This is a genomic window from Methanosaeta sp. UBA356 (assembly GCF_002496465.1).
Taxonomy (GTDB): domain Archaea; phylum Halobacteriota; class Methanosarcinia; order Methanotrichales; family Methanotrichaceae; genus Methanothrix; species Methanothrix soehngenii.
The window spans coordinates 1-14801 of the sequence record NZ_DAKC01000110.1; the positions used below are offsets into that span (position 1 = coordinate 1).

The following is a 14801-nucleotide window of genomic DNA, read 5'->3' on the forward strand; positions in this document are numbered from 1 at the left end:
ACTTTTAGACCGCCATTGACAACGCTATCTATGATGCGCTGAAAGATGTAACTGGAACCACCGTTCCGGAAACGGATCTACCGAATGAGGTCTACGGGAGTGAATATCAAATCTGGCATGATCAGCTACTGAAGCTCGAGGGACCGATCGTCAAGACTCTGGAAGAGCAGTTTGCTGAGAGATGGCAGGATGGAGGAAGAGTCTATGAGACGGGATTTTGGGGCAGTTTGCATCTGCTGAACAGTCAGGTCATCTTCAGCTCAAACACTGCCATCAAGGACGGAAAGATATTGCCTCTGGCCGTGTCCTCGGAGTCTGATCAAAAGCATCAACATGCGGGCTCGTCAATAGTGCAGATGTGGCGTACCATTCCACTCCGCCCGGAGCGCAATGAGCCACCGTTTTTGAGAGGGGAGTTTACCATAATGGCTGGAATATCCAAAGCCTGCCAGGCTGCAGAGGAATTGATCTTGATCTTTGATCAATACTTCTTCAGCAGACCGCTGGCCAGGTTGCTCAACCACAGGATCAAGAGCGATAAAGAAAAAAAACTCTGCGTAATTCTGATTCTTCCGCCCTATGCCGATGAGCATACGCTTGAGGAGCACCATGCAAGAAAGCTGGCCCTCGACGACCTGATTGAGGGCCTCTCTAAGGATCAGAGTCAGAGCATATTCGAGCGGGTGGCTGTGTACGACCTGTGGCACCCCAATCGAGTTCCAGGAGGCATTTACTGTCATGCCAAGGTTCAGATGTATGATCTCAGCCTGCTGGTCTGCGGTTCTGCAAATCTGAATCGCAGATCCTTTACCTGCGACACTGAGCTTGATTGCGCAGTCCTTGATGACGACCTGGTTATAAAGCACTACCGCAGGCTGTGGAGAGTCCTCTTTCCGGATATCGCCTGGCCGGAGCATATCGACTTTTCTGACGGGAAAGACGGTTGGGGAAGGCTGTTCTTTGATGCCTTCAAGAATGCCGCCAGCTCTGACAGTTCATTCCTGATACCAGATCCCTGGTGGAATTCCACTGTCCAGATAAAGCCGGTCAATACCAATGGCAAGACTACAGCAGAGATAGTTATGAAGCCGCCGAGGCTTCCTGCCAACCCCGCAGAGGCAAGGAAAGGACCGGAGAGCTGGACGGGAATCAAAAGAGAGCAGGACTTCAAAGATGATTATCTGGAGGAGGCAAGGACTGCTCTGAACAATCCCGATCTGCAGCCGGAGGATATCCAGTGGTCGCCGTTGAGTGACGGTCTGGCAAAAGTCAAGGATGCTTTAATGGATCCAAGCTCTATCAATATAAAGATGGAGTCTGAGATCTGCCCTGATTCAATCAGCGCCGATGGAGATCCTGTGGCTCCTGGGAGGCTGGACGAGATAGTGTTTCTCATTGAGAACTGCGGCCAGGGAGACAATTGGCCGTATAGGGTGGCATGAGAGCCTTGGATTTTTGCCTACCACCAGTAGGCATATCCTTTGTGGCGATCGGGCATGTTGGCTGCAGCAAAAAAAGAGCTTTCCAATAATAGCCGGGCCAAATCGGTCTGCCCCATCCGAGGGATATCATTTCCGTCCACATAGAACTTTCCAGAATCAGCACGAGGAGCCCATTGATGATCTTCAATCGAGTGGTCTTGCCGCAAGGAGGTGCCAAATGTCAGGGATAGGGATTCAGCGTCCTGATGCAGCCGAAGATCATGCGCAACATATGGGGAACCACCGGCCCACTAGGCCGATGATTCAGGCCACGGCAACAGCAGAAGATGCGACAAGAGATGCTGCTACGATTAAAATGATCTTGTATCTCTCCGGATCATGCCCACGGATCGGGCCTCCTCATCGCCCAAAGCGAGGACATTCAGCCTCCAGTACTGGCCGCAGGCAGAGGGCTATAGCTAGCTATTGCCTCCAATAGATCGATTTTGGGCTTTGACTGTATGTTTCTTTACTTCAATTATAAAAAAAAGCTTAAGCCCCCTTCAGGGCTTAAACTGATACTCCTGGGTGGGGAACTGTGCCTTTGTCGTGTTCCACGCTGGTTTCATGGTGGAGATTGATTCCTCCCGGCAGGAGCAGTCGAATATTCCCTTCCAGCTTGCGTACTGTACATTGAAGTTATAGGATGGAAGGTCGAAAAAGCCGCCCATGCAGCAGGGGAGCCAGTCCTTCTGAGAGGTCTCTCTGTCCTTGACTATCTCCAGCTTCATCGTCTTTTGAACCTGGAAGTTGCCGATGTAGTCATTTTGAACCTCGATTATAGGATCATATGTCTTTGGCTGAGTCTTTTCCTTGGGGCTCAACAGCAGCTCACCTATGTGAAGAGTACCCTGAAAAACATCGTCATCGATCTTCATGCTGAGAATGCCCACGCCATCTGTCTTGTCTGTGGGGCCAGTACAGTTGATGTCCACGGCAATGTCCCCTTTGAGAGCATGAGCGTACTCCACCTGGCGGTGCATTGACGCAGACTCTTGATAGCTCCTGGCCTCGGTCTTATCCTTGATAAGGGAATTGTACTCAATGGGATTCGCGGCATACCAGCCGGTTCCATAGGCAAATGTAGTTGGCGACTGGACATTATCATACTGCCTGGTGTAGCTGACGACGCTGTTAGCACCCTTTGAGGCTTTCTTCATCAGTCCATCGTAATCCAGGTAGTAGTAGGAGCCGCTGGTGGTCTTCTGCTCGGAGTTGAGTATATCGGCCATGTCCACGGATCCGCTGCCGTGGTAGTACTCCAGCAGGGAGAGGTTATTTGTATTTATACTCTTATACTCCACAGCAAAGCCTTGTCCGGTTACATCATCGGTCATCTCATGCTTATACTTGATCGCTTCTCTTCCAGGATTCATATCATATTTTCCTGCCCAGGTAATTCCTGTGATTAGCAGCAGAAAAATTAATACTAATCCTATTTTAACCAATACTTTCTTTATACGAAACCCTCCTTTATTCTCACATGTCTGCGAAGGCAGTTATGTTTATTCATATTTAGCCTTTTCTTTGTATGAGCGAGTCCAGGCATATTATGTGTTGTAGCACGCAAGTATTAAAAATATTTTGCTTGGCAGATTTTTTCTTCCATCCAACAGATTGTGCAGGCAAAATCGCTTGAGATTTGCTGCCAGGGGCGTTCCCCATAAAACAAGCATGTCTGGGGCCCATGCGAGGGGACGCTTTCAATGAGGGCTTCGTCATAACTTTTCCTCAATTGAAAACTCCTTTATGTTGAGGAACCAGTAGCCTTCCCTCAATACCGCCTCGCTTCCGGACAATATAATCCTCTTCTTGAAGATCGGGCCGTCTGTGACGATGGTGTGAAACTCCCCATTCTCTCCGCAGGGGTCAATGGATTGGTCCAGATCCTTCAGATCCTCAGAAAATTCTTCATCAATCCTCCTGCCCAGCCATTCTCTGCCCATGAGGCCATCCTTGACGCTTATCACTATCACCTCAAAGCCCAAACCTGTGATCTCCTTTAAGATCTTCCTCGAATCCTGTTGCCATAGGGGCAGCAGTAGATCTAGATTTAAACTAGTACAGATCCTGTCCACCAATTTTTTGTGGGTCTGGATATGGCCGAAAACAGCTCCATCGATCTTCTCCCCATTGGCGCGAAGATCCAGAATGGTCCTCTTGAACTCCTGCTCATAGGAGGTGAATTCCCTATGAATGAGGGGAATTCCAATTGCCTCTGACTGGGCCAGAATCAGCTCTGGATTTATATCATGAGATCCGATCCGTGATATATTCCTGAAGCTGAGAAGATAATTGACCCGCCATCCCTCTTGCATCACTTTATAGCAGGATAAGCATCCATCCTTTCCTCCCGTCCAGGAGACGACTGCATTTCTCAAATTCATCTCTCTCCCTATCAAATCTGATACACAATTATGGCCTGAGAGCAATTGCCGGTCGTGAATCAATTATGGGTTGGTATTTAGGCCTGCAGCAGAATTAGGCATTATTGAATGCCGATTTGCCCAGAATGTCCTCTCTCGAGCGCGTCCGAGAGACCGCAATCGTTAATCGAGTTTTAGAAACTTCAACCTATTTTAGGATCACGACCCAATTGCCAGAAATCAGATAAAAAAGGGGCGCATGCAGAAGCAGTCAGACAGAGCTGGATCTGCAGGCGTCCAATGAGCATTCTTGATTCATTACTTGATTATTCCCTTTTGCATCAGGACAAATGGCGTTCTCTTGGAGTCATCCCAATTATCGACATCTGCATGGTATCCGTCTCTAATCCAGACCTCAATCATGTATATGCCGGCTTTTCCCGTGCTCGTTTCCCAGGACCAGACACCGTTCGTGCTCCAGTCGGTCATGGGCACCCACTGTTCATCTGTTGAAGGCCCCTTAAGGACATAGCGGTATAGAACCGTATCCATGTCCGGGTCTGTCGCCTTAGCCGTCCAGGTAATAGTGGCGCCCTTATCCTGCGGGGTTTGCTTATCAGATTTCATGCTGGTCAGAGTCGGCTTGGAGTTCGATTTCGAGCTGCCGGCAATGCCAGCACTCTCGCTGATGATATATTCTGCGCTGACATGGGCATCATGACCCCAAGGGGGAGCATGGCGTCCATCCCTGATACGCATATCGATGACATTATTGCCAATGTCTATGGCGCTGGTCTCCCAGGTCCAGGTATTGTTCTTGCTCCAAGTGTTCATGGGCATCCAGGTGTTTCCCGTCATCGGCCCGTTCAACCAGAACTGATAGTATAGCTCATCCTCTTCGGAGTCAAAGGCATCGCCTGTCCAGACAACCGGTGAGCCTGCTGTCAACGGCCCTTCCTGATCGGGAGTCAAGCCTTTGGCCACAGGGGCCTGGTTCATGGCATCCGCCACCACTGTCGAAATGGGCTGTGTTGTTTGCGGGCTCTTTGCAAATATGAGGTCCTTAGTGGTAATGGCTTGAGCCGAACTGAAAATCAAAGCGATTAGCAGAGCAGATATCAAAAAAGCCCTGCAATGAGTTCTCTCCTTCGAATAATTCACAATTAATCCCCCTTATGCTCAATCCATAATTCATATCATTATAGTTAAATTTTTCTATTATTTCCGCTCAAGGCCATAGGTGCTGATCTGGGCAATGATGCAAAGCTTTTTCTATCAGTATTAGAGAACCTGATCTGCATTCAGAGACAATATTATGCCGAAAAAGGCTGCGAAAAAAGGAAGGCTAATAATTGATACATCTTCACCAGGGGTTCTGAAGACAATTATGATAGGCCAATAATAGAGATGCACAGATAAGCCGCAAGATGAAGGTTTGCCCATGACCTCTGATCAATGCATAAAGTCGATCATACCGTTTAACATGGCCTTGATGCTGGCCTTCATAGTTGCCCTCTGCTCAATCTCATTTAGCATCCACTTAAAAGATGAGCTGCAGTTCACGGCGAGCGATATGCTGGCGATCCTGGTCGATTCTCTGGCCACACTAGCCCTTTTTTATGCCGCCAGGAGGTCTTCTGTCTATGGGAGACAGGTCCGTTTAGCTTGGACGGTTCTTGCCCTTGCCCTGGTGGCCCATACTTTGGGTGATATCGCCTGGGCTTATACTGAGATAGTGCTGGATCAGCCACCCTTCCCATCCGTGGCAGACTGGCTATTTCTGATTCATTACCCCCTATTAATCGCGGGCATTCTCCTCTTGCCTACCCAATCCCTGACCTCCAGTGAACGGCTGAAGGTCATGCTGGATGAAGGGATCGTGATCATCGCCTCCGTTATAATATTCTGGGTGGTTTTAATCGCACCCACGATCGAGTCCAGCGCAGGAGCAATCTTCCGCACACAGGCATTATCCGTGGCATATCCCGTCTTGGGTTTGATGCTTCTCTTAGCGCTGGTTGAACTCCTCCTTCGGCGGATCCGATTTCAGCAGATGGGTCCAGTGCTTCTTCTGGTAATGGGAACGATAGTGATGATCATCGCTGATCTCATCCTGGCATACCAATCATTAAACAACATATATGATTCCGGCGGCATTTGGGACGTGGGCTGGATAATGGCCTACTCGATGATCGGCCTGGCGGGAATACTGCAGGCCAGCACCTCACCCCGCGATGCACCTCCATTCCAGAAGGTTCCCTCCGAAGAGCCTGCTTATGCCCGCACCGTTGCATCCTCTGCGTCTCCTTATGCTCTTGATTCCGGCATGGTGCGGTTTCCTGGTGCTCACTACATCCCTTACATCTTCGTTGCTGGCGCATACATCATCCTTATCTGGAGCTTTGACCGTCCTCTTGCCATAAGCACGCCTCATCTATCTTATTCTGTGGGGGGGATAATAGGTCTGATAGTCATTCGCCAGATCGTCGCTCTGAAGGAGAACGAGAGATTATTCCAGACATCCAAAAGAGCAGAGGAAGAGGTACGAAGGCTTAACCAGCATCTAGAGAGCAGGGTTATGGATAGGACGGCTATGCTGAAAGCGGCAAACCGAAAGCTAGAGGAGGATATTTTAGAGCGAAAGAAGATCGAAGAGGATCTGAGAAGATCCAAGGAGGCGGCAGAGGCGGCAACCAACGCAAAATCCGAATTTTTAGCCAATATGAGCCATGAGATCAGAACCCCTCTGAATGCCGTCATCGGCCTCACTGGAATTCTCCTGGGCACGGACCTGAATAGAGAGCAACGCGACCATATGGAGATCATCAGAAGCAGTGGAGATGCACTTTTAGCAATCATCAATGATATCCTGGACTTCTCGAAGATCGATAGCGGCAAGATGGAGCTGGAAGTCCAGCCTTTTGATGTCAAAAAGAGCATTGAGGATGCTGTTGATCTGATGGCTCCAGTTGCCCAGGAAAAGGGCCTGACCTTGGGATATGATATCGAAGAGAGCATTCCAAAGACCATTGTCAGCGATCCCACCAGGCTGCGCCAGATACTGGTCAACATATTGGGCAATGCGGTGAAGTTCACCAGCTCTGGAGAGGTCAGGATCCTGGTTTCGGGCAGAGATTTGGGGGGTAGAGAGCATGAGATCCACTTCGCTGTTATGGATACGGGCATCGGAATACCAGCAGAGAAGATGAACTGCCTCTTTCAGTCCTTCTGCCAGGTTGAGCCCTGTACCACTCGCAGGTATGGTGGCGCGGGCCTGGGCCTGGCAATAAGCAAGAGGCTCGTGGAGCTCATGGATGGCTCGATTTGGGCGGAGTCAGAGGAGGGCAAGGGATCAACATTCCATTTCACTATAAAGGCAATGGAAGCGTTATCGCCACCGCCCGGAGAGCTGGCAAAAGGGTCGAAGAGCAGCATCTCTATGGGCCCCCAGCGTCCTCTACGTATACTGGTGGCGGAGGACAACATAATCAATCAGAAGGTTATTAAAAAGATGCTCCATAAGCTCGGCTATCGCGCTGATGTAGCTGCTAATGGCCTGGAGGTCCTTGTCGCCCTGGATCGCCAGGATTACGATGTGATCCTCATGGACATTCAAATGCCAGAGATGGATGGGCTGGATGCCGCCAGAAAGATCAGAGAAACCCGGCCGACATTGCCAAAGATCATCGCTATCACCGCATTTGCCATGGAGGGTGACAAGGAGAAATGCATCGATTCGGGAATGGACGGCTACATCAGCAAGCCGGTGAACCTGGAAGAGTTGAGAGCGATCTTGAGATCTGATGTCAGTGCGATTGGCAAAAACGATGGAATTGGCAGCTGGTCGAGGGGCGGAGGGCAGAACTGACTGCTAAAACTCTATATCTTTTTGCACCTTACATATATCCTGTATCCGAAAAGACTTAGCTTGGGCCATAGTGGCACAATCCGTTTCTCCAGTAATTGGGAGATGCGCTCCTGCAGATAAGCCGGATCGACGACCGGCCTGTAGCGGCTCATAAATAAGTAGCCTTGGCAGAGCTTGAAGTCGAAACCGAGATGCTCTTCGATCTGAAAGCCGGCATTCTCCAATTGATTCTGGAATTCTGAAAAGGAGAGATACTCCGGCGGAACTATCCGTTCTCCGAATAGATATTTTCTCGCCAGGGTGTAATGGGATAGGCGGTTGAAGAAATCCACCACCAGTCCTCCGCCTGGGCGGAGAACCCGATTGAACTCCTGCAGGGCCTCTGCCATCGACTGTGGAGAGGCAAGACAGGTAAGAACGCCGCTGCTCACTACCCAGTCGAATGACTGATCAACAAAGGGAAGCGAGGTTATGCTTCCCTGAAGAAATGCTGCCCTCGGATCACCGGATGTGCGGAATCTGGCCCGACCAAGCATGTTGGCAGAGAAGTCCATGCCGATGAACCTGGGCCCATTTTCCTTTGCCATCCCCATCTCAAGGGCTGCAATTAGCAGCTCCCCATTGCCGCACCCTGCATCCAGGACCATGCCACCTGATCCGGCAAAAGAGAAGGCTGTTGCCCTCTCCTCAAACTCCCTTTGCAGGCGTAATATGAACTGGGGAGTATCATCGGGTAGATCGCGGGCCATCTTGAGATCGCAGTCGTCGCCGCATCTCCTTTGTCGCTCCCAGAAGGCCAGCTCCTCTCTCTCCAGGCATAACCTATCTTCACCATAGTTATATTTCATAAACTCAGAAGCGCTATTTGATCTGGACATCCCTTTGATCTCACAGGCAATGAACTATCGGCCTTGAATATGAGGGCTATTTATAGCTTGTCGGCCTCGTGCCGCCGGATTGGCATCACTGGTGGTAGGTGGTGAGGGAAGCATTAAAAAAATTGAAGTTCAATCCAGCCACTTGTAGCCTGGATCTTTTATTCGATTGAAGTTTCGGATGAGATCGGCAGCATCCCTGCGGTTGATGCTTGCATCCATCATCCTGGAACAGATATGTCTGATGGCAGCCTTCTGCTCCTTGATCTCATCGCTGTCCTCCGGCAGGGGATTCAGTCCAAAGCTCTCGAATAAATGCTCCTTTTCATCCAGATGAGCGGTCTTCCCCCACTTTCCGAACATCTCTGCTGCACGATCGAGAAGGTCCTGATTGAACATTTCAGGGAATGCATATCCTTCAATCTGTTTTAGGAATTCCTCTTTCTTCATTATGACCACCCTTTAAGCCATATGCTATTAGTTATTCATGATATAAGTAACTTAGATAGGAATTTAGGACTATCGCCAAATTGGATTGGATGATAGAAATTCCAATGACTGATGCTAACCTGGACGGTGCGGTTGACGATCTGGATCAGGAGGCGATGGCGAAAAAAAGGAAGATGAGGCACCCATAATCGATTGGATCCTTCATCCTTCGGACAGGCATGCCTACCAGAACTCCCTCTTCCTGCGCATGAAGAGGTAGACGAAGAATGGCACCCCTAAAAAGGCGGTCATTATTCCCACGGGCAGAATCACTGGAGCGAGAATGGTCCTGGCCAGGGTATCAGCTCCTAAGAGAAGCAGCGCCCCCACCAGAGCAGAGGCGGGAAGCAGGAACCTGTGATCCCCACCAATTGCCATCCGGGTTATATGAGGAGCGACCAGACCGATGAAGCCTATGGTGCCAGTAAAGCATATCACCGAGGCGGTTATGAACGAGACCAGCATCATGCTGATCACCCGGGTCCTCTCCACATTCACCCCCAGGCTCTTGGCGGTCTCGTCACCTGCCCCCATGGCATTTATGTCCCAGGATTTGATGATAAGATAGGGAAGGCAGATGGCTATGACCGCGGTGACTATCCAGACCTTATCCCAAGAAGAGCGGCCCAGCGAGCCCATCGACCAGAAGACCACCTCCTGAACCTGCTCTGCATGGCCGATATACTGCAGAAATGAGGTCATGGCACTGAAAAGGTATGAGATGGCAATTCCCGCCAGGATCATGGTCTCTGGTGTGACTCCTTTATATTTTGCCAGTCCATAGACCGCCCCCGCAGCGAGAAGAGTGAAAACAAAGGCATTGCCGATGATCAGCCATTCTCCGCCCATGAACCCCGCCCCCATGATTATGGCCATGGCCGCACCAAAGGAAGCAGCTGATGAGATGCCCAGGGTGAAGGGGCTGGCCAGGGGATTTTTAAGGATGCCCTGCATGACCGCTCCGGCGATGGCCAGGCCGATTCCTCCCACTATCCCCATAAGGATTCTATGCAGCCTCAGTCCCCAGACGATGGTATCTGAGAACCAGGTGGTCTGGAAATACTGGGGAAAGAACTTTGCCAGGATAGTGGAGTAGACATCCATCACGCTGATATCCGCCGATCCCCGGGTGGCAGCATAGCCCGCCAGCAATACAATGCCTAAGACAAGAGCAGCGAGAAAGAGCATCTTCCTTCCGATGAACTTCTGGTACTCCGCCCTCAGCTCCTGAGCAGCAGTCGTCCTGGGCTGAGTCTTCTGGCCCGCGCCCAGCCTCTCTTTCATTTGTGATTCGGACATCAGCCTCATGCCTCAGAATAAGAGATGAAGGCTCTATTTATAGCATCAACCCTGGATTCCGGGAGCAAACCATAGCCGTTCAGATGTGATTGGCCAAAATCATTGCCCTTGATGATCGTTGCCGGCGGAAAATCTCTATCGGGCTCATTCTTTCTGCTGGGCAGCCCCACAGCAGGGCTGATCTCATCGTGGTTTGCGCCTTCAGGGGCAGCCTTACTCTCTCCTGATTCGATCATCGATATCATCTTGCTGGTTTATACCAATATTAATAAGTCTTTTGGTAATTGTATTACTATATCACAATTGTTCTCCCAGTTCATCCGCTGAAGGCATCAAATATCACTGCAAATTATTAGTATGCTAGAAATTCTCTAAATAGCAGAAAGCTCTTTTCTATATGTGCATTCATCGATATCATCTCATCAGACTGGAATTTGAGCCGAAAATCCTTGGTCCCTGACAAGCGCATTGCATATCACATAGAAGAATTCATATAAGAAATCAGATCTAATTCGAGATTCGCGCATAGTATAAGACTAAATTTAGATCTATATGTAACAATTAATTAAAAAATTATTTGAAATTTCTTACTTTTTAATATGACATAAGCCTTATATACGTCAGAGATACGCTAAATAAAAAAGGCGATTACATGCACCATTTGAAGAGAAGGACCATACCATTTACATCCATAGTAGGGCAGGACGACATGAGATTTGCCCTGATTCTGAATGCCATCAATCCCCGCATCGGCGGCGTCCTGATCCGGGGTGACAAGGGAACTGCCAAATCCACAGCAGTAAGGTCCTTGGCAGATCTGTTGGAGACCATTCAGGTGGCATCTGACTGCCCATTCAACTGCAATCCGGAGAATCCAGAGGATATGTGCGACCTGTGCTACCAGAAGAGCCAATCAAATCAGATCACAGCAGTAGAGAAAAAGACCCCTGTAGTCGATCTGCCGCTGGGAGCAACCGAAGATCGGGTGGTAGGATCGCTGAACGTGGAACGGGCCATAAAAGAAGGAATAAAAGCGCTGGAGCCCGGCATTCTCGCAGCCGCTAATCGCGGCATCCTCTACATTGACGAGGTTAATCTTCTGGACGATCATGTGGCAGATGTGCTGCTGGATGCTGCGGCCATGGGCGTCAACATTGTGGAACGGGAGGGCGTATCCGTTGCTCATCCATCCAAATTCATCCTGGTGGGGACGATGAATCCTGAGGAGGGAGAGATCCGGCCCCAGCTTCTGGACCGATTCGGCTTACAGGTGAGCGTTGCTGGAATTGAGGACGTGGAGCAGAGAATGCAGATCGCCAAGATCGCAGAAGCTTTTGACCTTGATCCAAAGGGATTTGCCAAAGAATGGCAACAAGAACAGGTGGATATGAAACAGAAGATATCCAGGGCTCGCCAGCTTCTCAGTCAGGTGAGCATGAGCGATGACTTCCTCCGTTTAATCGCTTCCACCTGCATCGATCTTGGAGTCAAGACACACCGAGCGGAGATAGTCATCACCAGAACCGCCAAGACCATCGCCGCCTTCGATGGCAGGACCGAAGTCAACCAGGAGGATGTCAAGAAAGCCATGGAGCTAGCCCTGGCCCATAGGATGAGGAGCAGGCCATTTGAGCCGCCCACACTGAACAAGGAACGGCTGGAGAAGTCCATGTCTCAGAAGCAGCATGAACACCAGCATCAGGATCAAAAGCCCGAGCAGCAGAAGAAGAATGAGCAACAACCACAGGAGCCGTCGGAACAAAAGGACACGGATCAAAAACAGGCCGCTAAGCCCCAAGAGAGGATATTCGAGATCGGCACGCCTATCGATGTGCGTGCCATAACGATGCCCCGCAAGAGGGACCGAATCGCCCGCCGCAAGACCAGCGGCAGGAGGATGAATACACTGGCTCTGCGCAACCGCGGCCGGTATCTGCGCCAGAAAATGCCCCAGGAAGGAAAAGATATTGCCATTGATGCCACCATTCGTGCCGCTGCCCCCTATCAAAGGATCAGATCCGGCCCCAACGCCATCATCGTGAAGGGCGAGGATATACGGGAGAAGGAGAGAGTGGGCAAGACCTCCGCCGTAGTCCTCTTCGTGGTAGATGCCAGCGGATCCATGGGGGCCAATCAGAGGATGGAGAGCGCCAAGGGTGCAGTTCTCTCCCTCTTAATGGACTCCTACCAGAAGAGAGACAAGATCGGCATGATAGCCTTCAAAGGAAAGGAAGCCGAGATCATACTTCCCCCCTGCACCAGCGTGGATCTGGCCCTTGGCCGCTTGCGAGAGCTTCCCACCGGGGGCAAGACACCTCTATCCGCCGGCCTCTCCCGCGGATTGCAGCTCTTGCAGGGAGAACTGAGAAAGGATGAGGAGAGCAAACTGATGATGGTTCTCATATCCGATGGCAGGGCTAATGAGGGAATGGGTGGAAAGATCAAAGACGAGCTGATGGCGATCTCAGAACGGATAAAGCACCTGGGAATCCATACCATCGTCATCGACAGTGAGGTCGTAGACAGCTCCTTCCTGGATATGCGTTTAGGCTATTGCCATCAGATCGCGGATCAGTGTCAGGGAAAGTACTATCCCCTATCCAGCTTAACCCCGGAGTCCCTTCTCAGGATCGTAGATGAAGAGCAGAAGCTTCTGTTCGATGACGCGACCATAAATGAATATGCTGCAACATAATGCTATTATAGAGATGATGATAGAAATAAAGAATTAATAAATATAATTAACATATATAATTAATATATGCGGTTAATATAATTCAGATAGATATGAGCAGTATGATCGAGATATCGGGCCTGAAGAAGGAGTACTCGAGGAAGAAGGTAGTAGATAACTTGAATCTTGAGGTCGGACAGGGAGAACTCTTCGGCTTCTTGGGGCCAAATGGAGCTGGCAAGACCACCACCATTCGCATCCTTACCACCCTCACCAAGCCCTCGTCCGGACGGATTCGGATCAACGGCATCGATGTGGCAAAGGACCCGTCCAGGGTGAAGTCGGAGTTTGGCGTGGTTCAGCAGCACTTGAGCCTGAACCGGGACCTGACCATCGGCGAGAACCTGGAGCTTCATGCCCGGCTGCACCACCTCCAATCCAGGGAACGAAAGGAGAGGATCGCGGAACTGCTCGATTATGTGGGGCTGTCCGATCACTCCGATCAGCTCATCGATAGCGTCTCTGGGGGAATGAAGAGGAGGGCCATGATAGCCCGGGCGCTCATCCACAGGCCCAAGCTCCTCTTCCTGGATGAGCCGACGGTGGGATTGGACGCTCAAACCAGACGCCGGGTCTGGGATCTCATCCGCAGGATGAACCTGGAAGGCACGACGGTCTTCTTGACCACCCACTATATCGAAGAGGCCGAGGCCTTGTGTCAGCGGGTTGGAATTCTTCATCACGGCAGGCTCATAGCTCTGGGAAGCCCTCTGGAGCTGCGGCAAAGGCTGGGAATGGTGGCCGTAGAGATGCAGGGGGAGGCGTGCGGCACAACTTACCGCTACTTTCCGGATCGATCAAGTGCCTCCCGGTTTATTCAGGATCTTCCAGGCTCGGAGAGAGTGGTCATGCGAGAGTCCAACCTGGAGGATGTGTTCATCGAGCTGACCGGTGAGAAGGTGATGGGAGACTAGCATGATCGATGCCTTCAGCATACTCTGGTCGGACCTGACAGCACTCAAGCGGCGCTGGCCTCGCTATCTTCTCACCACCCTGATGAGCCCGCTTCTCTATCTGATGGCCTTTGGCTGGGGCCTGGGTCGCGGGATAGATATGAACGGAACCAGCTATCTTGATTTCGTGATACCGGGAATCATCGCTCTGACCGCCATGACCACCAGCTTCAATGGAGCCGGCACCAGGCTCAATGTCGATCGCCTCTATTTCAAGAGCTTTGATGAATGCCTCATGGCCCCGGTGGAACTGCCCTCCATTCTCTTGGGAAAAGCGCTGATTGGGGTGGTGAGGGGTATACTGAGCTCGGTAGCATTCTTGCTCGTAGCCTTTCTCATCGCCAGGCATATCCATATCACTCTGCCCTTTGTATTAGGATTGCTGCTTAGCTGCCTGACCTTTGCCTTTCTGGGTGTTCTGGCTGCCCTGCTGGCCCGATCTCATGAGGATATGGCCACATTTGGCAGCCTGATTCTCATGCCGATGACATTTCTGGGTGGAACCTTCTTCTCCGTCTCCCAGGTTCCCTTCTGGCTGAAGATGGCGCTGTACGCCCTTCCTCTCACCCACTCCAGCCTGTTTCTGAGGGCGGCTGCATTGGACCAGCCTCTTCCCTGGTCATCTTTTCTGGTTCTTTTCCTCTTCTTTCTGTTATTCTTGGGCGGAGGGATGATGGCCCTCAGGAGGATGAGCGTTTAGCAGAGCTATGGAAAGATTTATATCTACAATAGTTCA

Annotated in this window: 12 protein-coding genes; 5 read left to right on the plus strand and 7 right to left on the minus strand. The window is 50.7% G+C overall.

Annotated features, from left to right (window positions below):
* The first annotated feature begins 425 nt into the window (after positions 1–425).
* Complete coding sequence (locus tag BP727_RS10385; protein WP_286858710.1) at positions 426–1442, plus strand: phospholipase D-like domain-containing protein; 1017 nt, start codon at positions 426–428, stop codon at positions 1440–1442.
* A 542-nt stretch (positions 1443–1984) separates the two neighbouring features.
* On the opposite strand, the gene BP727_RS10390 is transcribed toward BP727_RS10385, so the two are convergent.
* The 3 genes from BP727_RS10390 to BP727_RS10400 form a co-directional block, all read right to left on the minus strand.
* Positions 1985–2857, minus strand: a complete 873-nt coding sequence (locus BP727_RS10390; protein WP_273278309.1) for a hypothetical protein — start codon at positions 2855–2857, stop codon at positions 1985–1987.
* Between the two features lie 342 nt (positions 2858–3199).
* Positions 3200–3868 (minus strand): diphthine--ammonia ligase, encoded by a 669-nt coding sequence (locus tag BP727_RS10395; RefSeq protein WP_273271319.1) that lies wholly within the window; start codon positions 3866–3868, stop codon positions 3200–3202.
* Between the two features lie 297 nt (positions 3869–4165).
* Positions 4166–4846 carry a hypothetical protein gene (locus tag BP727_RS10400; protein WP_273271321.1) on the minus strand — a complete coding sequence of 227 codons (681 nt, stop codon included), beginning with the start codon at positions 4844–4846 and terminating at the stop codon, positions 4166–4168.
* Between the two features lie 442 nt (positions 4847–5288).
* Here BP727_RS10400 and BP727_RS10405 point away from each other — a divergent pair, with 442 nt between their 5' ends.
* Positions 5289–7715 (plus strand): response regulator, encoded by a 2427-nt coding sequence (locus BP727_RS10405; RefSeq protein ID WP_273271323.1) that lies wholly within the window; start codon positions 5289–5291, stop codon positions 7713–7715.
* An 11-nt stretch (positions 7716–7726) separates the two neighbouring features.
* On the opposite strand, the gene BP727_RS10410 is transcribed toward BP727_RS10405, so the two are convergent.
* The 4 genes from BP727_RS10410 to BP727_RS10425 form a co-directional block, all read right to left on the minus strand.
* Positions 7727–8563: a class I SAM-dependent methyltransferase gene (locus tag BP727_RS10410; protein WP_286858713.1), complete on the minus strand. Its 837-nt coding sequence runs from the start codon at positions 8561–8563 to the stop codon at positions 7727–7729.
* 159 nt (positions 8564–8722) lie between these two features.
* Entirely contained in the window at positions 8723–9040 is a 318-nt protein-coding gene (locus tag BP727_RS10415; protein WP_013719769.1) for a hypothetical protein, read from the minus strand.
* 222 nt (positions 9041–9262) lie between these two features.
* The gene (locus BP727_RS10420; protein ID WP_286858759.1) at positions 9263–10363 is read right to left on the minus strand and encodes a FecCD family ABC transporter permease; all 1101 of its coding nucleotides are present in this window, start codon (positions 10361–10363) and stop codon (positions 9263–9265) included.
* Between the two features lie 20 nt (positions 10364–10383).
* Entirely contained in the window at positions 10384–10623 is a 240-nt protein-coding gene (locus BP727_RS10425; protein WP_273271324.1) for a hypothetical protein, read from the minus strand.
* A 407-nt stretch (positions 10624–11030) separates the two neighbouring features.
* On the opposite strand from BP727_RS10425, the gene BP727_RS10430 reads away from it, so the two are divergent.
* The 3 genes from BP727_RS10430 (at position 11031) to BP727_RS10440 (ending at position 14765) form a co-directional block, all read left to right on the plus strand.
* Positions 11031–13073 (plus strand): putative cobaltochelatase, encoded by a 2043-nt coding sequence (locus tag BP727_RS10430; protein ID WP_048132285.1) that lies wholly within the window; start codon positions 11031–11033, stop codon positions 13071–13073.
* A 101-nt stretch (positions 13074–13174) separates the two neighbouring features.
* On the plus strand, positions 13175–14026 hold the full coding sequence (locus BP727_RS10435; RefSeq protein WP_394339414.1) for an ABC transporter ATP-binding protein: 852 nt from the start codon (positions 13175–13177) through the stop codon (positions 14024–14026).
* Between the two features lies 1 nt (position 14027).
* Positions 14028–14765 carry an ABC transporter permease gene (locus BP727_RS10440; RefSeq protein ID WP_286858716.1) on the plus strand — a complete coding sequence of 246 codons (738 nt, stop codon included), beginning with the start codon at positions 14028–14030 and terminating at the stop codon, positions 14763–14765.
* Positions 14766–14801: the final 36 nt, after the last annotated feature.